At 73.7% G+C, this 24314-nt stretch carries 25 protein-coding genes and 1 pseudogene; 19 read left to right on the top strand and 7 right to left on the bottom strand.

What is annotated here, in order from left to right:
• Positions 1 to 71 precede the first annotated feature (71 nt).
• The 3 genes from OG562_RS35440 (at position 72) to OG562_RS35450 (ending at position 3975) form a co-directional block, all read left to right on the top strand.
• A complete protein-coding gene (locus OG562_RS35440; protein ID WP_266405430.1) occupies positions 72 to 2585 on the top strand; it encodes a SpoIIE family protein phosphatase in 2514 nt (837 codons plus the stop codon).
• Positions 2586 to 2801: 216 nt separating this feature from the next.
• The gene (locus tag OG562_RS35445; RefSeq protein ID WP_266405431.1) at positions 2802 to 3527 is read left to right on the top strand and encodes a class I SAM-dependent methyltransferase; all 726 of its coding nucleotides are present in this window, start codon (positions 2802 to 2804) and stop codon (positions 3525 to 3527) included.
• Between the two features lie 106 nt (positions 3528 to 3633).
• Complete coding sequence (locus tag OG562_RS35450) at positions 3634 to 3975, top strand: DoxX family protein (protein WP_266405432.1); 342 nt, start codon at positions 3634 to 3636, stop codon at positions 3973 to 3975.
• A gap of 152 nt (positions 3976 to 4127) precedes the next feature.
• On the opposite strand, the gene OG562_RS35455 is transcribed toward OG562_RS35450, so the two are convergent.
• On the bottom strand, positions 4128 to 5042 hold the full coding sequence (locus OG562_RS35455) for a sigma factor (protein ID WP_266405434.1): 915 nt from the start codon (positions 5040 to 5042) through the stop codon (positions 4128 to 4130).
• A gap of 138 nt (positions 5043 to 5180) precedes the next feature.
• On the opposite strand from OG562_RS35455, the gene OG562_RS35460 reads away from it, so the two are divergent.
• The 6 genes from OG562_RS35460 (at position 5181) to OG562_RS35485 (ending at position 11236) form a co-directional block, all read left to right on the top strand.
• Positions 5181 to 6014 carry a M55 family metallopeptidase gene (locus OG562_RS35460; RefSeq protein WP_266405436.1) on the top strand — a complete coding sequence of 278 codons (834 nt, stop codon included), beginning with the start codon at positions 5181 to 5183 and terminating at the stop codon, positions 6012 to 6014.
• Between the two features lie 50 nt (positions 6015 to 6064).
• Positions 6065 to 7369: a M20/M25/M40 family metallo-hydrolase gene (locus OG562_RS35465; RefSeq protein WP_266405438.1), complete on the top strand. Its 1305-nt coding sequence runs from the start codon at positions 6065 to 6067 to the stop codon at positions 7367 to 7369.
• A gap of 14 nt (positions 7370 to 7383) precedes the next feature.
• Positions 7384 to 9336 (top strand): prolyl oligopeptidase family serine peptidase, encoded by a 1953-nt coding sequence (locus OG562_RS35470; protein WP_266405440.1) that lies wholly within the window; start codon positions 7384 to 7386, stop codon positions 9334 to 9336.
• Positions 9333 to 10256 carry an LD-carboxypeptidase gene (locus OG562_RS35475; protein WP_266405441.1) on the top strand — a complete coding sequence of 308 codons (924 nt, stop codon included), beginning with the start codon at positions 9333 to 9335 and terminating at the stop codon, positions 10254 to 10256. Before OG562_RS35470 ends, OG562_RS35475 begins: the two co-directional genes overlap by 4 nt.
• Before the next feature lie 94 nt (positions 10257 to 10350).
• A complete protein-coding gene (locus OG562_RS35480; RefSeq protein WP_266405443.1) occupies positions 10351 to 10602 on the top strand; it encodes a LapA family protein in 252 nt (83 codons plus the stop codon).
• 19 nt (positions 10603 to 10621) lie between these two features.
• Complete coding sequence (locus OG562_RS35485) at positions 10622 to 11236, top strand: GNAT family N-acetyltransferase (protein WP_266405444.1); 615 nt, start codon at positions 10622 to 10624, stop codon at positions 11234 to 11236.
• On the opposite strand, the gene OG562_RS35490 is transcribed toward OG562_RS35485, so the two are convergent.
• On the bottom strand, positions 11208 to 11555 hold the full coding sequence (locus OG562_RS35490; RefSeq protein WP_266405445.1) for a DUF6204 family protein: 348 nt from the start codon (positions 11553 to 11555) through the stop codon (positions 11208 to 11210). The genes OG562_RS35485 and OG562_RS35490 overlap by 29 nt on opposite strands.
• Positions 11556 to 11614: 59 nt before the next feature.
• On the opposite strand from OG562_RS35490, the gene OG562_RS35495 reads away from it, so the two are divergent.
• Positions 11615 to 12514, top strand: a complete 900-nt coding sequence (locus tag OG562_RS35495) for an arginase family protein (RefSeq protein ID WP_266405447.1) — start codon at positions 11615 to 11617, stop codon at positions 12512 to 12514.
• A gap of 16 nt (positions 12515 to 12530) precedes the next feature.
• On the opposite strand, the gene OG562_RS35500 is transcribed toward OG562_RS35495, so the two are convergent.
• The gene (locus tag OG562_RS35500) at positions 12531 to 12881 is read right to left on the bottom strand and encodes a VOC family protein (RefSeq protein ID WP_266405449.1); all 351 of its coding nucleotides are present in this window, start codon (positions 12879 to 12881) and stop codon (positions 12531 to 12533) included.
• Positions 12882 to 13003: 122 nt separating this feature from the next.
• On the opposite strand from OG562_RS35500, the gene OG562_RS35505 reads away from it, so the two are divergent.
• Both OG562_RS35505 and OG562_RS35510 read left to right on the top strand, forming a co-directional pair.
• Positions 13004 to 13345, top strand: a complete 342-nt coding sequence (locus tag OG562_RS35505; RefSeq protein WP_266405451.1) for a hypothetical protein — start codon at positions 13004 to 13006, stop codon at positions 13343 to 13345.
• A 162-nt stretch (positions 13346 to 13507) separates the two neighbouring features.
• Entirely contained in the window at positions 13508 to 14197 is a 690-nt protein-coding gene (locus tag OG562_RS35510) for a GvpL/GvpF family gas vesicle protein (protein WP_266405453.1), read from the top strand.
• A gap of 65 nt (positions 14198 to 14262) precedes the next feature.
• Here OG562_RS35510 and OG562_RS35515 read toward each other — a convergent pair whose 3' ends face one another.
• Positions 14263 to 14433 carry a hydrophobic protein gene (locus OG562_RS35515; RefSeq protein WP_266405455.1) on the bottom strand — a complete coding sequence of 57 codons (171 nt, stop codon included), beginning with the start codon at positions 14431 to 14433 and terminating at the stop codon, positions 14263 to 14265.
• A 43-nt stretch (positions 14434 to 14476) separates the two neighbouring features.
• Positions 14477 to 15298, bottom strand: a complete 822-nt coding sequence (locus OG562_RS35520; protein ID WP_266405456.1) for a class I SAM-dependent methyltransferase — start codon at positions 15296 to 15298, stop codon at positions 14477 to 14479.
• Between the two features lie 223 nt (positions 15299 to 15521).
• On the opposite strand from OG562_RS35520, the gene OG562_RS35525 reads away from it, so the two are divergent.
• The 7 genes and pseudogenes from OG562_RS35525 (at position 15522) to OG562_RS35555 (ending at position 22788) form a co-directional block, all read left to right on the top strand.
• Entirely contained in the window at positions 15522 to 16184 is a 663-nt protein-coding gene (locus tag OG562_RS35525; protein WP_266405458.1) for a histidine phosphatase family protein, read from the top strand.
• A gap of 108 nt (positions 16185 to 16292) precedes the next feature.
• Complete coding sequence (locus OG562_RS35530; protein ID WP_266405459.1) at positions 16293 to 17912, top strand: ABC-F family ATP-binding cassette domain-containing protein; 1620 nt, start codon at positions 16293 to 16295, stop codon at positions 17910 to 17912.
• Between the two features lie 148 nt (positions 17913 to 18060).
• Positions 18061 to 18276, top strand: a pseudogene (locus OG562_RS35535) (DUF6158 family protein); the annotation flags it as partial.
• 334 nt (positions 18277 to 18610) lie between these two features.
• Positions 18611 to 19405 carry an RNA polymerase sigma factor SigF gene (locus OG562_RS35540; RefSeq protein WP_266405461.1) on the top strand — a complete coding sequence of 265 codons (795 nt, stop codon included), beginning with the start codon at positions 18611 to 18613 and terminating at the stop codon, positions 19403 to 19405.
• Positions 19406 to 19578: 173 nt separating this feature from the next.
• On the top strand, positions 19579 to 20325 hold the full coding sequence (locus tag OG562_RS35545) for a hypothetical protein (protein WP_266405462.1): 747 nt from the start codon (positions 19579 to 19581) through the stop codon (positions 20323 to 20325).
• Between the two features lie 88 nt (positions 20326 to 20413).
• Complete coding sequence (locus tag OG562_RS35550) at positions 20414 to 21661, top strand: aminotransferase class I/II-fold pyridoxal phosphate-dependent enzyme (protein WP_266405463.1); 1248 nt, start codon at positions 20414 to 20416, stop codon at positions 21659 to 21661.
• Positions 21658 to 22788 carry an MBL fold metallo-hydrolase gene (locus OG562_RS35555; protein ID WP_266405464.1) on the top strand — a complete coding sequence of 377 codons (1131 nt, stop codon included), beginning with the start codon at positions 21658 to 21660 and terminating at the stop codon, positions 22786 to 22788. Before OG562_RS35550 ends, OG562_RS35555 begins: the two co-directional genes overlap by 4 nt.
• Before the next feature lie 73 nt (positions 22789 to 22861).
• On the opposite strand, the gene OG562_RS35560 is transcribed toward OG562_RS35555, so the two are convergent.
• Both OG562_RS35560 and OG562_RS35565 read right to left on the bottom strand, forming a co-directional pair.
• A complete protein-coding gene (locus OG562_RS35560; RefSeq protein ID WP_266409692.1) occupies positions 22862 to 23488 on the bottom strand; it encodes a DedA family protein in 627 nt (208 codons plus the stop codon).
• Positions 23489 to 23526: 38 nt separating this feature from the next.
• Positions 23527 to 24300 carry an MBL fold metallo-hydrolase gene (locus tag OG562_RS35565; RefSeq protein WP_266405465.1) on the bottom strand — a complete coding sequence of 258 codons (774 nt, stop codon included), beginning with the start codon at positions 24298 to 24300 and terminating at the stop codon, positions 23527 to 23529.
• Positions 24301 to 24314 lie beyond the last annotated feature (14 nt).

A 24314-nucleotide genomic window follows, 5' to 3' on the forward strand; every position in this document is an offset into this window, starting at 1 on the left:
CCGGGCGTGCGCCGTACGGTGGTGGCTGCGGGACAGATCTTGCACAGCTCTGGGGAGAGAGGGCCTGGGCCATGGACCGTGGCACCGAGAGGGACGCGCCTCCCAGCCGCGGAGCCGGGAGCGGTGCGGCGGCCGAGTCCGCCGCCGGACGCATCCCGCTGGCCGTGGTCGTGGTCGACCGCGAGGGCCTCGTCTCCCACTGGAGCAGCGGCGCACGCCGGCTCTTCGGCGTCGTCAAGGAAGAGGCGATCGGACAGCCCGCGATCGACCTGCTCCCCGTCGCCGGCGCGCTCCCCGAGCCCGACGACCTCCCGTACGGCGGCCCCGGCGGCTACGGCGAGTACGCCGCCTACGACGGCCTCGGTCCCGGACTGGAGTCCTCCCTCGACCAGAGGCTGGGCTACCCGGCCGCCGGACGGGCCCGGCTGACCCTGCCCGAGCGGAGCGAGAGGGGGGTCCCCCCGCCCGGAGGGCGGGGGAGGGACCGCGTCGACGTCCTGTGGTGGGCCTATCCGCTGGTCGGCCCCGGCAGCGAGCGGCTGCTCGTGCTCGCCGCCGACGCGGACGGACTGCGCCCGGAGGATCCGCAGGACCGCCCCGCCGTCGAGCGCATCGCCCCCGGCTTCGCCCTGTACACCGACTTCCCCGGCGCCGAGGAACTCGCCCGCAGGCTCCCCGAGATCCTGCCCAGCATGAGCGTCGGCGAGAGCGCCCGCATCGTCGCGCAGATCCTCGAACTGGGCTATCCCGTGCTGGAGTTCAGCCAGAGCGACCGGGTGCCCGTGACCCCCGACTGGGGCGTGGCCCGGCGCGTCGAGCGCAGAGCCCGCCGGGAGCGCGCCGCCCGCGCCGTCGCCGAGGGCCTGCCGCTGCCGGACGACCTCCCCGACGAGGGCGAGGACCTCGAGTACACCGCCGTCCGCGAGCGCCTGGAGTTCCTCAACGAGGTCAGCGGGAGGATCGGCACCTCCCTCGACCTCTCCCGCACCATCCTCGAGGTCAGCAGAGCCGTCGTCCCCCGCTTCACCGACGTCGCCGGCACCTATCTGCGCGAACAGGTCGTCGGCGGCGAGGGATTCCCCGACGGCGTGCCGGACACCACCACCATGTGGCACCGGGTAGCCATCGAGCACACCGACGAACCCGGCCGCTGGGACGACGTCGTCCCCGTCGGCGAGGCCATGCCCTTCCCGGCGCACACCCCGTTCTTCCAGTGCATGACCACCGGCGAGCCCGTCCTCGTGCCGCGCATCAGCGAGCAGATGGGGCACATGATCGCCTCGCAGTTCGAGAAGCGCGACATCCGGCCGCTGATCACCGGCCGCTCCATGCTGGTCGTCCCGCTCAAGGCCCGCAACGTCGTCCTCGGCTTCATGATCCTGCTGCGCCACCCCGAGCGCGTCGAGTTCAACGACATGGACCGCGTCACCGGCGCCGAACTCGCCGCCCGCGCAGGCCTGGTGCTGGACAACGCGCGCATGTACACCTACCAGGAGAGCGTCGCCGAGACCCTCCAGGACAGCATGCTGCCGCACATCCCGCCGCGGATGGCGGGCTGCGACATCGCCACCCGCTATCTGCCGGGCACCCTGCTCGGGCGGGTCGGCGGCGACTGGTTCGACTCGGTGAAACTCCCCGGCGCCCGCACCGCCCTCGTCGTCGGCGACGTCATGGGCCACGGCCTCAACTCGGCCGCCATGATGGGCCAGTTGCGGACAGCCGTGCAGACCATGGCCGCCCTCGACCTGCCGCCCGCCCAACTCCTGCGCAACCTCGACGACTTGGCGCAACGCCTCGGCGACACCTACCTCGCGACCTGCCTGTACGCCGTCTACGACCCGATCGCCGGCGAGCTGCACCTCGCCAACGCGGGCCATATCCCGCCGGTCGTCGTCCGTGCCGAGGACGCCCGCAGCGAGCTGCTCGATCTGCCCACGGGCGCGCCGATCGGCGTCGGCGGGGTGCCCTTCGAGGCGGTGCGCGTGCGAGTGCAGCCCGGCGACCGGCTGGTGATGTGCACCGACGGGCTGGTCGAGATGCGCGGCGAGGACATCGGCGTAGGCCTGGCGACGCTCTGCGAGTCCGCCGCGCACCCGGCCGCCTCCATGGACGACGCCTGCGACACCATCATCCGCGCCCTCAACCCGCGCGGCGGCCGCAAGGACGACGTGGCCCTGCTGATGGCCCGCCTCAACGGAATCGAACCCGACGACGTCGCCGAATGGCGCTTCGCCCTCGACCCGGCCGAGGTCGGCCGGGCCCGCGCGGCGGTCCGCGAACAGCTCCACGACTGGGGTCTGGCCAAGCTCGTCCCGCACGCCGAGCTGATGGTCAGCGAGCTGGTCACCAACGCCGTACGGCACTCCCGTCGGCGTCCGGTCGCCATGCGGCTCGTGCGCGGCGACACACTGCTGTGCGAGGTGGACGACGACGATCACGAGCTGCCCACCCTGCTGAGCGCCGGACCCGGCGACGAGGCCGGGCGGGGACTGCGCGTGGTGAGCACGCTGGCCCGGGAGTGGGGCGCCAACCGTACCGGCGCGGGCAAGTCCGTGTGGTTCGAGCTGACGTTGCCGCGTCGCTGAACCGGACCGCGAACAGGGCGGACCGCGAACCGGGCGGGCGGCTGACAGGGCGCGGCAGCGAACGGGGCGGGTCTGTGAACAGGCGTGCCACGGCGTGCACTTCTCGAACGCGGCGTGAAGGAATGCGCCCCGCGCTTGTCGTGCACACCCCGGAGCGATAGACCGTACTCGCCCGTCACTTGCGGCGGATCGGCTTCATACCCTGGGGAGTTGGGCATGAGCGTGACGATGCGGTACCGGGAGGCCTGGGAGGGCTTCTGGCGTGAGGCCCCCGACGAACCGGGCGCCGTGTTCTGGGACGCGGCGCCCCAGCTGACCGCGGCCCTCCATCTCGCCCTCTTCGAACCCCGGCTCGTCGACCCCGGGCTGCCGTTGGTGGACCTGGGCTGCGGCAACGGCACCCAGACCCGCTTCCTCGCCGACCGCTTCCCGCAGGTCGTCGGCGCCGACCTGGCCGCCGCGGCCCTCGACCACGCCCGGCGCGCCGACCCCGCGGGGCAGGCGACGTACCGGCTGCTGGACGCGGCCGAGAAGGACGCGGCGCAGAACCTGCACGCCGAACTCGGCGACGCCAACGTCTATATGCGGGGCGTGCTGCACCAGTGCGAGCCCGACGACCGGCAGCCGCTGGTGGACGGGATCGCCGCGCTGGTGGGGGAGCGGGGCCGGGTCTTCCTCGTCGAGCTGTCCGAGGCCGCCCGGCCCGTCCTCGGCGACCTGGCGCAGCGCCCCGAGGGCCCGCCGCCGAAGCTCGCGCCGATCTTCCGGCACGGCATCGCCCCCGGCGAGGTCGCCGACGAGGCGGTGCCCGGCTATCTGCGCGCGGCCGGCCTCACGGTGCTCGCATCCGGCGAACTGCCCCTCACCACGACGGAGTTGGCCTCTGACGGCACTCGGATCGAGCTGCCGTCGAGGTGGCTGATGGCGGGGCGCGACATGTGACGGCGATCACATGGGGAAGTGCTTTCGCTCCCGTCACATTCCCGGGGCGCGCCGTGTCAGGGGGGTGAAGCACGTCGCCGATCCCCTGAACGAGGAGCTGCTGCACATGTCCACTGCCTACGTCGTCGTCACCGTCCTCGGAGCCGTCCTGGCGGGCTTCTCGGCCGCCTCGGTCTTTCTCGGCGCCGAGTGGACGGTCAAGCCGCTGGCCGACTACGGAGTGCCGCGCTCGTGGTGGCCGTGGCTCGGCGCGGCCAAGGCCGCCGGAGCGGTCGGTCTGCTGGCCGGGCTGCTCGTGCCCGTGGTCGGCATGCTGGCCGCGGCCGGGCTGGTCCTGTACTTCCTCGGGGCCGTCGCCACCGTGGTGCGGGCCCGCTGGTTCTCGCACGTGGCGTTCCCGCTGATCTACGCGGCCCCGGCGGCGGCCTCGCTGGTGCTGTGGTTCTGAGCCGAGGGTTCTGGGTTGTAGCTATGAGCTGCGGTTCTGAGCTGTTGTTCTGAGCTGCGGCTCTGGGCTGTGGCTCTGAGCCGCGGTGAAGGCTGTTGTTCTGAGCACGGCCGAGGGGCGACCGGGAACTCCGGTCGCCCCTCGGCCGTTCCTCACGCGTCGAGCACCGCCACCTCGATCCCCGCCAGCCGCTCCCGGTCCGCCACCAGGTCGATCCCGGTGATCCCGCCCTCCGCGATCGTGAAGACGAGGGCCAGCCGCAGCCTGCCCTGCGACGCCATCACGAGCCCGACCCGGCCGTCGAGCAGCGCCAGACCGGTGAACCGGGCCCGCCCGGCCGCCGCCATCGCGCCCTGGGCGACGGGCCGAGCGCCGTCGACGGTGACGGGCTGCGGGGTCGGTACGACGAAGCGGTCGGCGCTGAGGACCACGTCCGGGTGCAGCAGCGCCAGCAGCGCCTCGAAGTCCCCGCCGCGCGTGGCGGCCAGGAACGCGTCGACGACCTCGCGCTGCCGGGCCCGGTCGACCCCGGAGGCGGGGGCGCCGGACGAGGAGCCGCCGGGAGCGGGGGAGCCTCCCTTGACCCTGCGGCGGGCCCGGCTCGCCAGCTGCCGGGTCGTGGCCGGGGTGCGCTCGATCAGGGGGGCGATGTCGTCGAAGGGCACCGCGAACAGGTCGTGCAGCACGAACGCCAGCCGTTCGGCCGGGGCCAGCGTGTCCAGGACGACCAGCAGCGCCACCCCGACCGAGTCGGCGAGCAGGGCCTCCTCCTCGGGATCGCCGCCCTCCCACGGGCCGACGGCAGGTTCGGTCACCTGCGCGTCGAGCGGCACCTCGGGCCGGGTCCGGCGGGAGCGCAGCATGTTCAGGCACACCCGGCCCACCACCGTGGTCAGCCAGCCGCCGAGGTTCTCCACCGCGCCGAGGTCGGCCCCGGCCGCCCGCAGCCAGGTCTCCTGTACGGCGTCGTCGGCCTCGCTGAGCGAGCCGAGCACGCGGTAGGCGACGGCCCGCAGGTGCGGCCGCTCGGCCTCGAAGCGTTCCGGTGACAGGCTGTGCGTGATCATGAAGGGTCCCCGTTCGTGCGGCTGCGGTTGCGCTGTGCTCAGTTTTGCTCAGTGGGGACGCGGCTGCGGAGTCGCTCCCCGGATGACCGAGGGCGCGCCCACTAAGCTCGAAGACCCCTTGGAGAGAACGGGCCGGACATGAAGATCCTCATCAGCGCCGACATGGAGGGCGCCACCGGTGTCACCTGGCCGGCCGACGTGCTGCCCGGGACCCCGCAGTGGGAGCGCTGCCGGTCGCTGTTCACCTCGGACGTCAACGCCGCCGTGCTGGGCTTCTTCGACGGCGGGGCGGACGAGGTCCTGATCAACGAGGCCCACTGGACCATGCGCAACCTCCTCCTCGAGCAGCTCGACGAGCGGGCGGAGATGCTCACCGGCCGGCACAAGGAGCTGTCGATGGTGGAGGGCGTGCAACACGGCGACGTCGACGGCGTCGCGTTCGTCGGCTACCACGCGGGCGCCGGCATGGAGGGCGTCCTCGCCCACACCTACCTCGCCAACTCGATCACCGGCGTGTGGCTGAACGACGTACGCGCCAGCGAGGGCCTGCTCAACGCGCACGTCGTCGCCGAGTACGGCGTGCCGGTCGTCCTGGTCACCGGCGACGACGTGGCCTGCGAGGACGCCCTCGGGTACGCGCCCGAGGCGCTGAAGGTCGCGGTCAAGGACCATGTCTCGCGGTACGCGGCCGTCTGCCGTACGCCGGCCCGCACCGCCGCCGACATCCGGTCGGCCGCGAAGGAGGCCGCACGGCTGGCGGTCCGTCAGGAACCGCTGTACGGCGGGCCGTTCACCATCGCGCTGGAGTTCGACGCTGAGCATCTCGCGATGGCCGCCACCGTCGTGCCCGGCGTGGCGCGCATCGGCGAGCGCAAGGTCGCCTGCACCAGCGACACGATGTACGAGGGCATTCGCGCCTTCAAGGCGATCACCACGATCGTCTCGGCGGCGATCGAAGAACAGTACGGCTGAAGAGCGGCACGGAACAGTACGGCCGAAGAACCGTACGGCTGAGGAGCAGCATGACTGACGCGCAGGCGCGGGACGAGGTCGTCCGGTTCACCTCCGACCTCATCCGCATCGACACGGCCAACCGGGGCGGCGGCGACTGCCGGGAGCGGCCCGCCGCCGAGTACGCGGCCGCGCTCCTCGCCGACGTCGGGCTCGAGCCGACGCTGCTCGAACGCACCCCGGGCCGGACCAACGTCGTCGCCCGGATCGAGGGCTGCGACCCGTCCGCCGACGCGCTGCTCGTCCACGGCCACCTGGACGTCGTCCCCGCCGAGGCCGCGGACTGGAGCGTGCACCCGTTCTCCGGAGAGGTGCGCGACGGCGTCGTGTGGGGGCGCGGCGCGGTCGACATGAAGAACATGGACGCGATGATCCTGTCCGTCGTGCGGGCCTGGGCGCGGGCGGGCGTACGGCCCCGGCGCGACCTCGTCATCGCCTTCACCGCCGACGAGGAGGCCAGCGCCGAGGACGGCTCGGGCTTCCTCGCCGACCGGCACCCGGAGCTGTTCGAGGGGTGCACGGAGGGCGTCGGCGAGTCCGGGGCGTACACCTTCCACGACGGCACGGGCCGCCAGATCTACCCCGTCGCGGCGGGCGAGCGCGGCACCGGCTGGGTGAAGCTCACCGCACGCGGGCGGGCCGGGCACGGCTCCAAGGTCAACCGGGAGAACGCGGTGACCCGGCTGGCCGCCGCCGTCACCCGGATCGGCGAGCACGAGTGGCCGCTGCGGCTCACCCCGACCGTCCGCGCCGCGCTCACCGAACTCGCCGCCCTGTACGGGATCGACGCGGACCTGGCCGACGTGGACGTGCTGCTGAAGAAGCTCGGGCCCGCGGCCAAGCTGGTCGAGGCGACCGTGCGCAACAGCGCCAACCCGACCATGCTCAAAGCCGGTTACAAGGTCAACGTCATCCCGGGCGAGGCCGTCGCGTTCGTCGACGGACGGTATCTCCCAGGCTGCGAGGACGAGTTCCGCACCACTCTCGACGAACTCACCGGCCCTGACGTGGACTGGGAGTTCCACCACCGCGAAGTCGCCCTCCAGGCACCGCTGGACTCGCCGACGTACGCCCGGATGCGCGCGGCCGTCGAGGAGTTCGCGCCCGAGGGGCATGTGGTGCCGTTCTGCATGTCCGGCGGCACGGACGCCAAGCAGTTCTCGCGCCTGGGGATCACCGGCTACGGCTTCACCCCGCTGAAGCTGCCGGAGGGCTACGACTACCAGGCCATGTTCCACGGCGTCGACGAGCGGGTCCCGGTCGAGGCGCTGCACTTCGGCGTCCACGTCCTCGACCGGTTCCTGCGCACGGCCTGACGGGCGGGGAGAACATGCGGATCCTGCCCTACGGCTCCTGGCCCTCGCCCATCGACGCCCGGCTCGCCGCCGCGCACGACGGACGGCCCGAGTACGTCGGCTTCGTCGGCGACGAGGTGTGGTGGACCACGCCCCGCCCCGCCGAGGGCGGCCGCCGCACCCTGGTGCGCCGCCGCGCGGACGGCGTCGAGGAGCCCGTCCTGCCCGCGCCCTGGAACGTCCGCAGCCGGTTCGTCGAGTACGGCGGACAGCCCTGGGCCGGAGCCGTGCGCGAGGGCGGCCCGCTGGTGGTGTTCGTGCACTTCGCCGACCAGCGGCTCTACGTCTGCGAGCTGGGCGGAGAGCCCCGGCCGCTCACCCCCGTCTCGACGGTGGGCGGCGGACTGCGCTGGGCGGAGCCGCAGTTGCTCCTGGACCGCGGCGAAGTGTGGTGCGTGCTGGAGGAGTTCACCGGCGACGCGCCCACCGAGGTACGCCGGGTGCTGGCCGCCGTACCGCTGGACGGCTCGGCGGCCGACGACCGGGGCGCGGTACGCGAACTGACCGACGACCGGCGGCGGTTCGTCACCGGGGCGCGGCTCTCGCCGGACGGGCGGCGGGCGGCGTGGCTGGCCTGGGACCATCCGCGGATGCCGTGGGACGGCACGGAGGCGATCGTCGCCGACGTCACGCCGGACGGATCCCTGACCGGCGCCCGGGCCGTGGCGGGCGGACCGCAGGAGTCGATCGCACAGGTCGACTGGTCGGCGGACGGGCGGTTGCTGTACGCGAGCGACCGCAGCGGCTGGTGGAACCTGTACCGCGACCACGAACCGGTGTGCCCCCGCGAGGAGGAGTTCGGCGGGGCCCTGTGGAAGCCCGGGCACCGCTGGTTCGCCCCCTTGGACAGCGGACTCGTCGCCGTCGTGCACGGCCGGGGCGCCACCGCCCTCGGCATCCTCGACCCGGAGACCGGCGAGCTCGTCGACGCGGCCGGACCGTGGACCGAGTTCGCCTCCACCCTCGGTGTGCTCGGCGACCGGGTCGTCGGCGTCGCCGCCAGCCCGCGCAGCGCCTACGAGGTGGTGGAGCTGGACGCCCGTACCGGCCGGGCCCGGGTGGTCGGCGCGGCGCACGACGACGCGGTGGACCCGGCGTACTACCCGGAGCCGCAGATCCGCACCGTCACCGGCCCCGACGGCCGCGAGATCCACGCCCACGTCTACCCGCCCCACAACCCCGGCCACGCGGCCCCCGGCCACGAGCTGCCGCCGTACGTCGTCTGGGCGCACGGCGGGCCCACCGACCGGGCCCCGCTCGTGCTGGACCTGGAGATCGCCTACTTCACCTCCCGGGGCATCGGGGTCGCCGAGGTGAACTACGGGGGGTCGACCGGATACGGGCGGGAGTACCGGGAGCGGCTGCGCGAGCAGTGGGGCGTCGTCGACGTCGAGGACTGCGCGACCGTCGCCCTGGCCCTGGCCGGCGAGGGCACCGCCGACCGCGACCGGCTGGCGATCCGCGGCGGCAGCGCGGGCGGCTGGACCGCCGCCGCCTCGCTGACCGGCACGGACGTCTACGCCTGCGGCACGATCCGCTACCCCGTGCTCGACCTGGTGGGCTGGGCCACCGGGGAGACCCACGACCTGGAGTCGCGCTACCTCGACCATCTCGTCGGACCGCTCGCCGAGGTGCCCGCCCGCTACGCGCAACGCTCGCCCGTCGAGCACGCCGACCGGATCACCGCGCCGTTCCTGCTGCTCCAGGGCCTGGACGACGTGATCTGCCCGCCCGCCCAGTGCGAGCGGTTCCTGGCCCGGCTGGCCGGACGGCGGGTGCCGCACGCGTATCTCGCCTTCGCGGGGGAGGGGCACGGGTTCCGGCAGGCGGCGACGACGGTGCGCGCGCTGGAGGCCGAGCTGTCCCTGTACGCTCAGGCGTTCGGGCTGCGGGTGCCCGGTGTCCCCAGGTTGGAGCTCGTACGGTGAAGGAACTCGTGCGGCCGGCGCGGCTGGCCCCCGGCGCCCGCGTCGCGATCGTCGCGCCCAGCGGTCCCGTGGTCGAGGAGCGCCTGCAGGCCGGCCTCGACCTGCTGCGCGGCTGGGACCTCGACCCGGTGGCCGCACCCCATGCGCTCGACCGGCGCCCCGACCTGCCCTACCTCGCGGGCGCCGACGCCGACCGGGCCGCCGACCTCCAGCGCGCCTGGTGCGATCCCGCCGTCGACGCGGTGCTGTGCGCCCGCGGCGGCTACGGCGCCCAGCGCATCGTCGACCTCCTCGACTGGGACGCGATGCGGGCGGCCGGACCGAAGGTGTTCGTCGGCTTCAGCGACACCACCACGCTGCACGAGGCGTTCGCCGTCCGTCTGGGCCTGGCCACGCTGTACGGCCCGGTGGCCGCCGGCGTCGACTTCGTCAAGAACGCCCGCGCGCAGGAACACCTGAGGGCCACCCTGTTCGCCCCTCAGACCGTCCGCACCCTCGCCTCCTCCGGTACGGCACTCGCCCCGGGCCGGGCCAGGGGCGTCACCCTCGGCGGCTGCCTCGCGCTGCTCGCCACCGGCTACGGCACCCCGCACACCCGCTCCGGCGCGCGCGGCGGGCTGCTGCTGATCGAGGACGTGGGGGAGCGGCCGTACAGCGTCGACCGCGCCCTCACCCAGCTCCTGCGCACCGGCTGGCTCGACGGCGTCGCGGGCGTCGCGCTCGGGTCCTGGGACAGGTGCGGGCCCTATGAGGAGCTGCGGGCGGTGTTCGCCGACCGGCTCGGCGGACTCGGGGTGCCCGTCGTCGAGGAGCTCGGATTCGGGCACTGCGAGGGGGCGTTGACCGTGCCCTTCGGCGTGCGCGCCGAACTCGACGCGGAGGCCGGGACGTTGACCCTGGACGAGCCCGCGTTGCGGTGACGTACGGCTCAGGGGCGGCTCGGCGGCCGCTCAGGGTTCACCCGGAGGGCGCGCTCACCGTGCGTGAGGGCGGTTTCGGGCCCACCCTGGTCCCATGAGCCCGAAGACCTCCGAGAGCGGCGGGAAGACCGGCGGCCGCGGCGGAGCGATGACACCCGCCCGGATCGCCGTCCTGGTGCTCGCCGTCCTCGCCCTGATCTTCATCTTCGAGAACACCCGCACCACCAAGATCAGACTGCTGGTCCCCGAGGTCACCATGCCCCTGTGGGTGGCGCTCCTGGCCACGGCGATCATCGGCGCGCTGTGCGGTGCGTACGTCACGTACTTGCGCAAACGGCGCGGCTGACCCGTCGTACGCTGGCCCGATGCCGCACACCGGATCCCGTTACCTCGCCGAAGGCCCCCGCGTGGGGATACGTCACTTCACCTACGCGGACGGGGCCGAGTTCACCGCCCGCGCCCGCGAGAGCCAGGACCTGCACCGTCCGTGGCTGTTCCCGCCGGCCACCGCCGACGCGTACACCGCGTACGCGGGCCGGCTGATCGAGGACCCGACGAAGGCCGGGTTCCTGGTCTGCGAGAAGGGCGCAGAGGCGGGCGCAGGGAAGGGGGGCGGGAAGGACGGCGAGAACGGCGGTGAGAACGGCGGCGACGGGGCCATCGCCGGGTTCATCAACATCAACAACATCGTCGAAGGCGGATTCCAGTGCGGCGCGCTGGGCTACGGCGCCTTCGCGCACGCGGCCGGGCGCGGGCTGATGCGCGAGGGGCTCGACCTCGTGGTCGGACACGCGTTCGGGCCGATGCGGCTGCACCGGCTGGAGATCAACATGCAGCCCGGCAACGCCGCCTCGATCGGACTCGCCCGCTCCTGCGGCTTCCGCCTGGAGGGCTTCTCCCCGAAGATGATCTACATCGACGGGGACTGGCGGGACCACGAGCGGTGGGCGATCACCGCCGAGATGCGGACTTCCGGTTGATCTTCATCGTGTCCAGGTCGGTGACCGTCGACTTCAGCCCGGCGAAGCCGTAGCCGAGCGCACGCAGCGCCGTCTCGGCACGGTCCTCGGCGAGCGCGCCCGCCATCTCCGGGCCGTCCGCCGCGTCCGACACCACCACGTACCGCATCGAGAAGTGCTTCAGCGGCGACGGCTCGTACGACAGCGTGCCCTCCTCGCTGAACCGCATGCTCGTCAGACCGTGGTCGGCGGCCTCGGCGAGCAGCCGGGCACGGGCCTCCTCGGCGAGGCCGTCCCAGACGCCCCGGACGATCACCCGATAGGTGTGCTGCTCGCTCACTGCCGCTCCTTCGCGCAAGTCGGTGGACGGTCGACTGTACGTCGGCGAGGATGCGCGGCATGCGGAATTTCGTCGTGCTCGACGCCCCCTCCAACCTGGGCCTGCGCCCGCCCGCCCCCGGCACCGTGCCCGGCTGCTACAAGCTGGCCGGCGCGCTGCGGGAACAGCGGATCGTGCGGCGGCTCGGCGCCGCGGACGGCGGGGTCGTCGTCCCGCCGCGCTACGACCGCGGAGACTGGCAGGAGGGCGACGGCGTCTTCAACGCCGCCGCCCTCGCCGCCTACACCCGCAAGCTCGCGGACCGCATCGAGCGGCATGTGCGCGCCGGCGACTTCCCCGTGGTCCTGGGCGGCGACTGCTCCATCCAGCTCGGCGCCTCCCTCGCCCTGCGCCGGCTCGGACGGTACGGACTGGCCGCCGTGGACGCCTCCGCCGACTTCCGGCACCTCGGCAACTCCGAATCGGTCGGCGCGGCGGGCGGCGAGGAGGTGGCGCTGGCGACCGGGCGCGGCCAGGAGGACCTGACCAACCTGGAGGGCCTCGGGCCCTATCTGCGCGACGAGGACGTCCGCTTCTTCGGCATCCGCGACCTCTTCACCGACGACCGCGCCGAACTCGTCGCCCTGAAGATGTCCGTCGCCACCGTCGGCGAGCTGCGGGAGCAGGGACCCGAGGCGCTCGGCGACGCCGCCGCCGAGGCCTTCGACATCCCCCGACTCGACGGTTTCTGGGTGCACTTGGACGCCGACGTCCTCGACCCCACCGTCATGCCCGCCGTCGACAGCCCCGACCCCGACGGCCTGCTCCCCGACGAACTCGTCGCCCTGCTCCGCCCGTTGCTGGCCTCCCCGCGCTGCGTCGGCCTCAACGTCACCATCTACGACCCCGATCTGGACCCGCAGGGCACGGCGGGCGCGCTGCTCGCCGACGTCGTCGTGTCCGCGCTGGTCCCGTCCTGAGCGGTAGCGGCTCCGTTCAGGTCCGGCGTCGGTCCACGTACTCGTAGACCGCGCCGTCCGGGTGCCGGACGATCAGGTTGCGGCCGGCGGGGGTCGCCACCGGACCCGCGACGATGTCCGCGCCCAGCTCGGCGAGGGTCTTGTGGGCCTCGTCGACATCCGTGACCGCGATCGTCGCCGCGACCTTGCGCAGCACCTCCAACTCGGCCTCGGGCCCGCTCATCAGCAGGAAGCAGCCCACCGCGGCCACCTCCACACCGCCCCGCTCGAAACGCAGCGCCCTGGCGCCCGCGAGCCGCTCGTAGAAGGAGACCGAGGCCTCCAGGTCGTCGACACAGACACGCAGTGTGGCTCCCAGAATGTCCATGGCGTCGAGCCTAGTTGGGGCGGTCGGGGGAGAGGGGACCCCTTCACGAATCCCCTTCACGGGTCCACGGCCCCGCCCGGACCATGGAGTTAGGCGGCGGCGACGGCGGGTACCCGGCGGCCATGGAGCACAGGAAACAAGGGGAACACCCGGAGCGTCTCGCCGCGGCTGTCGCACTGGTGGTGGGACTGGGGATCGGGCTCGGACTGGGGCAGGGGCTCGGCGGCGGTCTGCCGGGCTGGGCGGCCGCGGTGATCGTCGCGGCGGCCCTCGGCATGGTGGTGTACGCGCTGCGCGGCGGCCCGGGCCGGCCTGGGCGCGTCATCGGCGGTACGCCGCCGGCCGGGCCGCCCGGAGGCCTGGGCCTGCCGTACCCGCCCCTGCCGGACGCGGACCTGCCGCACCCCGGTGCGGCGCCCCGCCCGGACGACATCGACCCCGAGGCCCCGCAACGGCAGGGGTGAGACGCTGTGGGGTGCGGTGTGCGCGCCGGGCGGAAGGGGCCGAGGCGGCGAGGCGCGGGATGCCGGGGACGACGGCCGGGTGGACGATGTGGAGTACGAGGAGGAGCCCGTGCGGCGAGGGGCCGTAGGCCGAGGGCGGACGGAGAAGGCGGAGGAGTCGTCATGACCGGACTGCGGTACGTCTACGCCGTCTGCCGGCCCCTCGACGCGCCCCTGCAGACCGCTCTGACGGGAGTGGCGGGCGATCCGCCCAGACTGCTCACCCACCATGGCCTGATCGCCGTCGTCAGCCATGTCCCGGAGCGGGACTTCGCCGAGGAGCCCCTGCGCCGTCGTTCGGAAGACCCCGACTGGCTCACCGCGACCGCCCGCGCCCACGAGCAGGTGATCGACGCGCTCACGGCCGTCACCACGCCGCTGCCGCTCCGGCTCGCCACCGTGTTCCGCGACGACAGCGGGGTGCGCGTGATGATGGAGGAGCGCGAGGAGGAGTTCCGCCGCACCCTGGGCCGGCTCGCGGGGCGGGTCGAGTGGAGGGTGAAGGCGTATGCCGAGGCTGAATCCGAGGCCGAATCCGAATCCGGGGCCGAGCAGTTCGCCGACCGGCTGCACCTCAAGCTGGCCGCGCACGCCGACTCGGCCCGTCTGCACCCTTCCGCCAAGGCTCCCGGCACGGCTTTCGGGCGGAACGTCCTGAACGCCGCCTATCTGGTGCCGCGCGCCGACTCCGAGGAATTCGTGGAAATCGTGCAGCGCGCGAAGAATGCGGAATCGAGAATGCGGGTGGAACTCTCCGGCCCCTGGGCGGCCTATTCCTTCGTGGAAGCGGGCGAGGGGAGCCCACGGCCGTAATGGCGCGCCGTGGACTCCCCTCGCCCCTCTCTGCGATCGACTCGCCGACCTCTACGATCGACGATTCACCACCGGTACCAACGGCTCTTGCCTCCCGACGCGGAGGTCCCGCGGAAGAGGAATCCGAGCAGCCAGACGATGAGAACGACGATCGCGATCCACCAGAGCAACTTCACCGCGAATCCGATGCCGAAAAGCAGCAGCACCAGCAGCAGGACGAGCAGGATGGGAACCATGATGTGAACCTCCTGCCAATCCGGGTGTCCCGGATTCCGCGAATCAGGCGTCTTTACGGCACAGAATCTCGCCGTGCAGGACGCTGAACCAGCCGTCCTCCTGCTCGCCCCACTCCCGCCACGCCTGCGCCACGGCCCGCAGCTGCTCCACGGTGGCGTGCCCGCCCTCGACGGCGCGCTCCGCGTACGCGGAGGCCAGCGTGCGGTCGGCCCACAGGCCGCTCCACCACGCCCGCTCTTCGGCGGTGCTGAACGTCCAGGTGCCGGAGGTGGCCGTGATGTCCGTGAACCCGGCGGCCAGCGCCCAGGACTTCAGCCGGCGTCCGGCGTCCGGTTCGCCGCCGTTGGCCCGGGACACCCGCTGGTAGAGGTCCAGCCAGTCGTCCATGCCAGGCGACTCGGGGTACCAGACCATCGCCGCGTAGTCCGCGTCCCGGACCGCCACGTACCCTCCCGGCTTCGTCACCCGCCGTATCTCGCGCAGCGCCTGCACCGGGTCGCCCACGTGCTGGAGCACCTGGTGGGCGTGGACCACGCAGAACGTGTCGTCCGGGAAGTCCAGGGCGTGGACGTCCGCGACGGCGAAGTCGACGTTCGTCAGGCCCCGCTCCTCGGCCGTGGCCCGGGCCTGTTCCAGGATTCCCGGCGCGTGGTCCACGGCCGTGACGTGCCCGTCGGGGACCAGCGCCGCCAGGTCGGCGGTGATGGTGCCCGGTCCGCAGCCGACGTCCAGAACCTTCATGTGGGGCTTCAGGGAGCCGAGCAGGTAGGCGGCCGAGTTGGCGGCGGTCCGCCAGGTGTGCGAACGCAGCACCGACTCGTGGTGCCCGTGCGTGTAGACGGCGGATTCCTGTGCTTTCGGCATGGCTCTCCCTACCCCTCGTCGACGAACCGGGTCCCCCGGAGCGATGACGACACCGTACGCTCGTCGGCCGCATCGTGAGACCATTTGTTTTGCCATGTGGACTGACGATACGTCAGATCCTGTCCCCCGCTGTCTCTTTCCAGCCTGGTCCGGCGTGGCCCACGGGTACGCTGGCGTGGCCGTTTCCCGAGTGGGGGCGGCATCCGACACCGGAGGTCACCGCATGCGTCTGCTGCTCATCCGTCACGGTCAGACTCCCGCGAACGTGGACTACGTCCTGGACACCGCCGTCCCGGGCCCGGGCCTGACCGCACTCGGCGAACAGCAGGCGGCCGCGCTGCCCGCTGCCCTCGCCCACGAGGACATCGAGGCCCTCTACGCCTCCACCCTCGTCCGCACCCAGCTCACCGCCGCCCCGCTGGCCGCCGCCCGCGGTCTCGACGTCCTCGTCCGCGACGGCATACGCGAGATCACCGCGGGCGACGTGGAGGGGCTGCCCGGCGGCTCCGGGGTCGGCGACCGCTACATGCGCACGGTGTTCGCCTGGGCGGCCGGCGAGGTCGAGCTGCGCATGCCCGGCGGGGAGGACGGCGTCGAGTTCCTCGCCCGGTACGACGCCGTGGTCGCCGAGGCCGCGGCGAGCGGCGCGGGGACGGTCGCCCTGGTCAGCCACGGCGCGGCGATCCGGGTCTGGTCCGCGGCCCGCGCCCACAACGTCGACGTGCCCTTCGCCGCCGCCCACCGTCTCGACAACACGGGCGTGGTGATCCTCGAAGGCTCCCCGCAGGACGGCTGGAAGGCCCTCTCCTGGGCGGGCGCGACGGTGACGCCGGCCGGCGAGGGCGGACCGGCGGGCCGGCCGGTGGAGGGCGCCGACGGCGACTGACCCGCCCCGGCCCCTGCCGGTACCCCGCCGCGAGTCGAGTACCGCGCCCCCTGCCAGCGCCGATATCGGTTTGCCGCATCCTGTGGGCGGCCCGCAGAATGCGTCCTCATGGGACATCTGGAAGCCGCGCACCTCGAGTACTACCTCCCCGACGGGAGGACGTTGCTCGGCGACGTGTCCTTCCGGGTGGGGGAAGGGGCCGTGGTCGCCCTGGTCGGGCCGAACGGCGCGGGCAAGACGACCCTGCTGCGGCTGATCTCGGGTGAGCTGAAACCGCACGGCGGGACCGTCACCGTCAGTGGCGGCCTGGGCGTGATGCGTCAGTTCGTGGGCTCCGTACGGGACGAGACGACCGTACGCGACCTGCTCGTCTCCGTGGCCCCGCCGCGCATCCGCGAGGTCGCGCGGGAAGTCGACAAGGCCGAGCACGCCATCATGACCGTCGACGACGAAGCGGCCCAGCTCCAGTACGCGCAGGCCCTCAGCGACTGGGCCGAGGTGCGCGGGTACGAGTTCGAGACGCTCTGGGACATGTGCACCATGGCCGCGCTCGGCGTGCCCTACGACAAGGCGCAGTTCCGGGTCGTGCGCACGCTCTCCGGAGGCGAGCAGAAGCGGCTGGTGCTGGAGGCGCTGCTGCGCGGCGGCGACGAGGTGCTGCTGCTCGACGAGCCTGACAACTACCTCGACGTGCCCGGCAAGCGATGGCTGGAGGAGCGGCTGAAGGAGACCCGCAAGACGGTCCTGTTCGTCTCCCACGACCGCGAACTCCTCTCCCGCGCCGCCGAGAAGATCGTCTCCGTCGAACCGGGCCCGGCCGGCGCCGACGCCTGGGTGCACGGCAGCGGCTTCGCCACCTACCACGAGGCCCGCCGCGCACGCTTCGCCCGTTTCGAGGAGTTGCGCAGACGCTGGGACGAGAAGCACGCCCAGCTGAAGAAGCTCGTCCTGAACCTCCGTCAGGCCGCCTCCATCAGCCACGAGTTGGCCTCCCGCTACGCCGCCGCCCAGACCCGGCTGCGCAAGTTCGAGGAGGCGGGCCCGCCGCCGGAGCCGCCGCGCGAGCAGGACATCACCATGCGGCTCAAGGGCGGCCGCACCGGCGTAAGGGCCGTCACCTGCAAGGGACTTGAGCTCACCGGCCTGATGAAACCCTTCGACCTGGAGGTCTTCTACGGCGAACGGGTCGCCGTCCTCGGCTCCAACGGCTCCGGCAAGTCGCACTTCCTGCGGCTGCTCGCCGGCGACACCGTCGCGCACACCGGGGAGTGGAAGCTCGGGGCGCGGGTCGTGCCCGGACACTTCGCGCAGACCCACGCCCACCCCGAGCTCCAGGGCCGTGCCCTCCTGGACATCCTGTGGCAGGAGCACTCCCAGGACCGGGGCGCGGCCATGTCCCGGCTGCGCCGCTACGAGCTGACCCAGCAGGCCGAGCAGACCTTCGAGCGGCTCTCCGGCGGCCAGCAGGCCCGCTTCCAGATCCTGCTCCTCGAACTGCAGGGCGTCACGGCCCTGCTCCTCGACGAGCCGACCGACAACCTCGACCTGGAGTCCGCCGAGGCCCTCCAGGAAGGCCTGGAGGCCTTCGACGGGACCGTCCTCGCCGTCACCCACGACCGCTGGTTCGCCCGCTCCTTCGACCGCTATCTGGTCTTCGGCAGCGACGGCCGGGTCCGGGAGACGGCCGAGCCCGTGTGGGACGAGCGCCGGGTGGAGCGCGCGCGATAGGTCCCTGCGTACCGCGACAGGTCCCGGCGTACGGCGACAGGTCCCGGCGTACCGCGACAGGTCCCGGCGTACGGAGGCCCTACGGGCTGAATGTTCGTACAGTGGAGGGGAAGCACTGGCAAACGCACGCGACGAGCGGGGTGCCACCATGACCGGAGTCGACCCTGCGCGCCTGGACGACCAGCAGCTCATGAAGGAGCTCGCGACGATCCACCGCACGCGCCACGACACTCTGCTCTACGGCTCGAACGACGCACTGCGGGCCCACAACGACCGCATGGCCCGGCTCGAGGGCGAGTACCTGCGCCGCAACCCGCGCCGCTTCGTCTCCGCCGGCCGCACCCGCGAGGGGGCCCGGGAGCGCACCGCCGCGGTGAACGGCGGCCGGCCGCGACCGACCCCGGCCACAGGCGCTCGGGCCGCCGACGCCCCGGTCGGCAAGTGGGGTCAGGGGACGACGGGCGGCGGGAGCCCCGCCGGGGCGTAGCCCGGAAGGTGTTTGCGGGCGGAGGCCCGGGGCAGGCGCGTCACAGTGCTTCTGACCGGAGCACGTCCGTGGGAGGCCGTGCGTCCCGGCCCCTGGCTCCCGGCCCCCGCACGCCCGGTCGGGCCGCCGCCGCGCCGCCGCGCTTTCACAGTGACGCGCTTCCACGGTGACCGGCCAACCCTGAGCATCGCCAAGGGAGTTGCTACGCACCATGCGAAACCGAGCGAGCGCGAAGCACCACCCGCACCATGACGCCCCCGACACCGCCGACGCCTTCCGCCGGCTCGCCGCGCTGCCGCCGGGCCCCCAGCGCGACCGCCTCCGCAGCCAGGTCGTCGAGGCCTGGCTGCCCATGGCCGACCGCCTCGCCGGCCGCTTCCGCAGCCGCGGGGAGAACCTCGAGGACCTGCGCCAGGTCGCGGCCCTCGGCCTGGTCAAGGCCGTCGACCGCTACGACCCCGAGCGCGGACACGCGTTCGAGAGCTATGCCGTGCCCACCGTCACCGGGGAGATCAAGCGGCACTTCCGCGACCACCTGTGGACCCTGCACGTGCCCCGCCGGGTCCAGGACCTGCGCAACCGCGTCCGCTTCGCCTGCCAGGACCTGTCGCAGACCGTCGTCGGCCGCCGGCCCACCGTCGCCGAGATCGCCGAGCACGCGCAGCTCGGCGAGGACGACGTCCGCACCGGCCTGGAAGCGCTGGAGAGCTACACCGCGCTGTCCCTGGACGCGGAGCTGCCGGGCGGCGAGGGCGGGTACGCGCTGGCCGACACCCTGGGCTGCGCCGACCCCGCGCTCGACACCGTCGTCGACCGCGAGGCGGTCCGGCCTCGGCTGGCCGCACTGCCCGAGCGGGAGCGGGCGATCTTGTACATGCGGTTCTTCGCGGACATGACGCAGAGCCGGATCGCCGAGCAGCTGGGGATCTCGCAGATGCATGTGTCCCGGCTGATCAGCCATTGCTGCAACCGGTTACGGGAACAGGTCCTGAGGGACGTCGCGTAAGGCCGTGCAGAAGAAAGCCGTACAGGAGAAGTCGCACAGAAAAAAGTCACCCGGTTGGAGGCTCCCGTCCCGCTAATGGTGTCCGGCCGCGCGCGGCCCGGCCTCCTGCGGGCTGTGATGGCTGCGGGGCATGAACGCCGTGCCCCGCAGTCGCCGGCCGAAGGAGCCGTCCCATGCGCCGCAGCCCCACCGCCCCTTTTCTCTCCGCCGCCGCCCTGGCCGGTGTCCTGCTGGTCACCGTCGCTCCGGCCGCGTCGGCGGACCCGGCGGCGGAGGTCGGCCCGGGCAGCGTCTCCCCGGGCGGCAGCGTCACCGTCTCCGTCTCCTGCGACCCCCTCGACGGGATCGCCCCCGAGAGCATCGACGCCACCTCGCGGGCCTTCGACGAAGGCGCGGTCACGCTGACCAAGGTCCCCGGCGACGACGCGGCGGCAGCCGGTCCCGCCTACCGGGGCACCGCCCGCATCCCCTCCGCCGACGGCCTCGACGTCAGCCCGGAGGCGGTCGGCCCGGACTCCGCCTGGACCGTCGACGGCACCTGCCCGGCGCCGCCCGGCGGGCAGGGCAGGCCGTGGAGCGCCACCTTCGACGTCACCCACGGCGGCGCGGCCCAGCCGTGCGCCGAGGTCCCCGCCAGACCGGCCCAGCCCGTCCAGCCCGCCCAGCCCGGCCGGTCCTACGACACTCCCCGCGACCCTGCCTACGACACTCCCCGCGACCCTGCCCACGACACCTCCCACGACGCTCCCCGCGACGTCTCCTGCGCCCCCGCGACCGTCGAGCACGGCGTCCGGGCCGGCGAGGGAGGGGCCTTCACCGGCTCCGTCCCCGCACTCGTCGCCGGCGGTCTGCTGATCGCCGGCGCGGTCGCCGCGGCCGTGCACCGGCTGCGCCGTCGCAGCCCCGCGGCGGACGCCTGACCCCGCAGGGCGATCAGGGCCCGCTGGGCACCCACGGCCCGCTCATCCTCGTACGAGACACCCTGGGACCGACTGCGCGGAGGACCACATGCGGTGGACGGAACCGGAAGGCCACGGGCCCGTCCGCTACGGCCCTCCGGTGCCCTCGGACGGACTGCCCGTGCTGCCCGAACTCGCCGCCGTGCTCGCCGAGGCGGCCGGCCGGGGCGAGGGGGAGCCCGTGGGCGGCGGGCCCGAGCTGCTGGCGGCCGCGGCCGGCTACGGGGCGCGGCGCGGCGCCCCCGCCGAGGCCGGCCGGGTGGTGGCCGGTCCCGGCGCCCCCGCGCTGCTGCTCGCGCTGACCGCCGCGCTCGGCGGCGACGTCCTGGTGCCCCGGCCCTGCGCGGCCTGGTGGGCGCCGTACGCGCGCCTGTTGGGCAGACCCCTGTTCCATGTGGCGACGCCCGCCGAGTGCGGGGGCGTCCCGGACCCGTACGCCCTGCTGGAGACCGTGCGCCGGGTGCGGGCCGAGGGCGGCGACCCGCGGCTGCTGGTACTGTCCGTCGCCGACGACCCCACCGCCACCGTCGCCCCGCCCGAGGTGCTGCACGAGGCCGTGGAGGCCGCCGCCGCGGAGGGCCTGCACCTGGTCAGCGACGAGACCTGGCGCGACACCCTGCACGCCCCGCACCACACCATGCTGGTCAGTCCCGCCGAGATGCTGCCCGAGCGGGTCACCGTCGTCACCGACCTCGCCGGCGCCCTGCTGCCGTCGGGCTGGCCGGCCGCCGTCGCCCGCCTCCCCGCCGGCGCCGCCGGCGACGGTCTGCACGCGCGCGTGCTCGACGTGCTCACCGCCCTCGACGCGCGCGTGGCCGCACCGGTCGCCGCGGCTGCCGCCCATGCCCTGACCGAGCCCGAGCCGGTCACCGCGCGGGTGAGAGCCGCCGTACGCCTGCACGCGCGCGTGGCCGCCGCCGTGCACGGCGCGGTCGTCGGCGCGGGGGCCTTCGCCCGACCGCCCCAGGCCGGCCGGCACGTGTACGCCGACCTGGGCCCGCTGCGCCAGGCGCTGGCCGCGCACGGCGTCGGCGACGCGCAGGACCTGGAGGACTTCCTCACCGCCCGGCTCGGCAGGCCCGCGCCGGGCGGCCACCGCTTCGGAGACGACCTCGGGGCGCTGCGCGTCCGCCTGTCCACCGGCCCGCTGCTGGGCGACACGGACGCGCAGCGGCTGGAATGTCTCACCTCGCCCACGCCGTTGGAACTGCCACACGTGCAACGCGCGTTGATGCTCTTGAGGTCGGTCTTCGACGATCTCCGTGACGACGCTCAGCGATGGGAGCCTCCTCGATGACGCAGCAGTCCGAGTCGACCCGCACGCCCCTCACCACCCGCACGCCCCTCGCCACCGGCACATCGCTCACCACCGGCACATCGCTCACCACCGGCACGGCCACGCCGGATGCCGATGCCCTCAACGCCCCGTCCGCGCCCCCTTTTCCGCCCCTCGCCGAGCCCCGCCCGCTGGGGGAGCGGCGGGTGTGGCCGCGCACGTTCCACGACCGGCTGACCGCCCCGCTGCCCGGTCTCAAGGCCCTCGCCCGCTTCGCCCGCGAGGGCTCGGTGCGGCCCGGCAAGGAGGGCCTCGCCGACATCCCCCGGCTGCCCTTCGCCCCCGCCCCGCCGCCCCGCGTGGACGCCCGCACCCTCGCCGTCACCTGGGCGGGACACGCCAGTTGGGTGGTGAGCATCGGCGGTCTGACCGTCCTCACCGACCCGGTCTGGTCCCGCCGCATCCTCGGCACCCCGGCCCGCATCACCCCCGTGGGCGTGCCCTGGGACACGCTGCCGCCCGTCGACGCGGTCGTCATCAGCCACAACCACTACGACCACCTGGACGCGCCCACGCTGCGCCGACTCCCGCGCGACACACCCGTGTTCGTGCCGGCCGGGCTCGGCAGCTGGTTCCACCGCCGCCGGTTCACCCGCGTGACCGAGCTGGACTGGTGGGAGGCGGCCGAACTGTCCGGCGTGCGCTTCGACTTCGTCCCCGCCCACCACTGGTCCAAGCGCTCCCTCACCGACACCTGCCGTTCCCTCTGGGGCGGTTGGGTGCTCACCGCCCCCGACGGGCAGCGCCTGTACTTCGCCGGCGACACCGGGTACGGCCACTGGTTCTCCCGCATCGGACAGCGCTACCCCGGCATCGACCTCGCCCTGCTCCCCATCGGCGCCTACAACCCCCGCTGGTGGCTCAGAGACGTGCACTGCGACCCGGAGGAGGCCGTCCGCTCCGCCCTCGACCTGGGGGCCCGCCGGATGGCCCCGATGCACTGGGGCACGTTCGTGCTGTCCGCCGAACCCGTCCTCGAACCGCTCCAGCGGGTGCGGACGGCCTGGGAGAAGGCGGGCCGGGACCGCGCGGACCTGTGGGACCTGCCGGTGGGAGGCGCACGGGTACTGGAACGGGTACTGGACTAGACCGGCTGCCGGGCTAGATCGGCTGCCGGACCGGATCGGCTGCCGGCCCTGCCGGCCCTGCCGGGCCTGGGCGCTAGACCGGTCCGGTCCTTCGCATACGGCGCCACACGCTCGGGGCCGCGCTGATCACCACGGTCAGCGCGACCGCCGCGACCACGCCCTCCCACGGCTCGGGGAACAGGGAGCCGCCGAGGATCCCGATCAGCTGGTAGGTCACCGCCCAGGCCAGACAGGCCGGGAGGTTGCCGCGCATGAAGCGGCGCAGCGGCCAGTCGGCCATCAGACAGGCCAGCATCACCGGGATCCGGCCCGCCGGCACCAGCCGGGACAGCACCAGCACGGTCGTGCCGTGGTCGGCGAGCTTCTCCTGCGCCTGCGCCAGCCGCTCCTCCGGCGCCCGCGTCCGGATCGCCGCCAGCCAGCGTGAGCCGTTCTTCGACCGCATCCCGCGCCGACCCAGCCAGTACAGCGCCGCGTCCCCGCAGAACGCGGCCAGCGACGCCGTCACGAACACCAGCGCCAGCGCGAACGGCGCCGTCTGGTGGAAGGCGACCACCGCCGCCGAACTCACCAGCGCCCCCGTCGGCACCACCGGCACCAGCGCGCCGATCAGCACCAGCAGGAACAGCGACGGATAGCCGAGCGCCTGCTGGGTGGACTCCGTCGGCACGACCGTCGTCGTGGCGGCGGCGGACAGCAGGCTCGCGGGAGACAGCAGGCTCGCGGCGGACAGCACGGTCACCGCGCGTCCCCCAGCCGCACGCTCTCCCCGTGTCCGAGCCGGTGCACCGTCACGTCCGGCGCACGCTCCGCCGCCAGGCGCACGAACTCCTCGCCCGGCGCATGGAACTCATGGGGGCGCACGGCGTCCATCCCGATCGGCCAGTACGTGCCGTAGTGCACCGGCACCGCGCTGTGCGGCGCCAGCCGGGCCAGCGCCTCCGCCGCCCGCCCCGCGTCCAGATGCCCCTCCCCGAGATACGGCCCCCAGCCGCCCACCGGCAGGAGCGCCACTTCGATGGGCCCGACCTCCTTGGCCATGTCCTCGAACAGGCCGGTGTCCCCGGCGAAGTACGTCCGGGCCTCGCCCTCGACGACGTACCCGAGCGCGGGGGAGCGGTGCGGGCCGAGCGGCAGCCGGCGGCCGTCGTGGCGCGCGGCCACGGCCCGTATCCGCAGTGCGCCGACGGAGGTCTCGTCGCCCGGCCCCATCTCGCTCAGCAGCAGATGTCCCAGGCGGCGCAGCCCCGGCACGGCGCGCGGCGCGCCTCGGGGCACCAGCAGGCGCGTGCCCGGCGCGAGGCGCGCCAGCGAGGGCAGGTGCAGATGGTCGGCGTGCAGATGGGAGACGAGCGCGACGTCGGCGCGCCAGGCGTCGGGCGGGGGCGGCTCGCCCCGGCGGCGGCGCAGGTGCGCGAGCCGGCGGGCGAACACGGGATCGGTGAGTACGCGTACGTTCGAATCCTCGACCGTGCAGGTGGCGTGTCCCCACCACGTGATGTCCACCGGCACCCCTTTGCCCCCTT

The organism is Streptomyces sp. NBC_01275, assembly GCF_026340655.1.
In the GTDB taxonomy this organism is placed as follows: Bacteria; Actinomycetota; Actinomycetes; order Streptomycetales; family Streptomycetaceae; genus Streptomyces.

Bases quoted from the DNA above. Each gene is read 5' to 3' on its own strand.
- OG562_RS35555 (WP_266405464.1), top strand. From the start codon at position 21,658: ATGACGCAGCAGTCCGAGTCGACCCGCACGCCCCTCACCACCCGCACG.
- OG562_RS35505 (WP_266405451.1), top strand. From the start codon at position 13,004: ATGGAGCACAGGAAACAAGGGGAACACCCGGAGCGTCTCGCCGCGGCT.
- OG562_RS35495 (WP_266405447.1), top strand. From the start codon at position 11,615: ATGCGGAATTTCGTCGTGCTCGACGCCCCCTCCAACCTGGGCCTGCGC.
- OG562_RS35460 (WP_266405436.1), top strand. From the start codon at position 5,181: ATGAAGATCCTCATCAGCGCCGACATGGAGGGCGCCACCGGTGTCACC.
- OG562_RS35465 (WP_266405438.1), top strand. From the start codon at position 6,065: ATGACTGACGCGCAGGCGCGGGACGAGGTCGTCCGGTTCACCTCCGAC.
- OG562_RS35440 (WP_266405430.1), top strand. From the start codon at position 72: ATGGACCGTGGCACCGAGAGGGACGCGCCTCCCAGCCGCGGAGCCGGG.
- OG562_RS35530 (WP_266405459.1), top strand. From the start codon at position 16,293: ATGGGACATCTGGAAGCCGCGCACCTCGAGTACTACCTCCCCGACGGG.
- OG562_RS35525 (WP_266405458.1), top strand. From the start codon at position 15,522: ATGCGTCTGCTGCTCATCCGTCACGGTCAGACTCCCGCGAACGTGGAC.
- OG562_RS35545 (WP_266405462.1), top strand. From the start codon at position 19,579: ATGCGCCGCAGCCCCACCGCCCCTTTTCTCTCCGCCGCCGCCCTGGCC.
- OG562_RS35480 (WP_266405443.1), top strand. From the start codon at position 10,351: ATGAGCCCGAAGACCTCCGAGAGCGGCGGGAAGACCGGCGGCCGCGGC.
- OG562_RS35470 (WP_266405440.1), top strand. From the start codon at position 7,384: ATGCGGATCCTGCCCTACGGCTCCTGGCCCTCGCCCATCGACGCCCGG.
- OG562_RS35485 (WP_266405444.1), top strand. From the start codon at position 10,622: ATGCCGCACACCGGATCCCGTTACCTCGCCGAAGGCCCCCGCGTGGGG.
- OG562_RS35445 (WP_266405431.1), top strand. From the start codon at position 2,802: ATGAGCGTGACGATGCGGTACCGGGAGGCCTGGGAGGGCTTCTGGCGT.
- OG562_RS35540 (WP_266405461.1), top strand. From the start codon at position 18,611: ATGCGAAACCGAGCGAGCGCGAAGCACCACCCGCACCATGACGCCCCC.
- OG562_RS35455 (WP_266405434.1), bottom strand. From the start codon at position 5,042: ATGATCACGCACAGCCTGTCACCGGAACGCTTCGAGGCCGAGCGGCCG.
- OG562_RS35500 (WP_266405449.1), bottom strand. From the start codon at position 12,881: ATGGACATTCTGGGAGCCACACTGCGTGTCTGTGTCGACGACCTGGAG.
- OG562_RS35515 (WP_266405455.1), bottom strand. From the start codon at position 14,433: ATGGTTCCCATCCTGCTCGTCCTGCTGCTGGTGCTGCTGCTTTTCGGC.
- OG562_RS35510 (WP_266405453.1), top strand. From the start codon at position 13,508: ATGACCGGACTGCGGTACGTCTACGCCGTCTGCCGGCCCCTCGACGCG.
- OG562_RS35520 (WP_266405456.1), bottom strand. From the start codon at position 15,298: ATGCCGAAAGCACAGGAATCCGCCGTCTACACGCACGGGCACCACGAG.
- OG562_RS35550 (WP_266405463.1), top strand. From the start codon at position 20,414: ATGCGGTGGACGGAACCGGAAGGCCACGGGCCCGTCCGCTACGGCCCT.
- OG562_RS35450 (WP_266405432.1), top strand. From the start codon at position 3,634: ATGTCCACTGCCTACGTCGTCGTCACCGTCCTCGGAGCCGTCCTGGCG.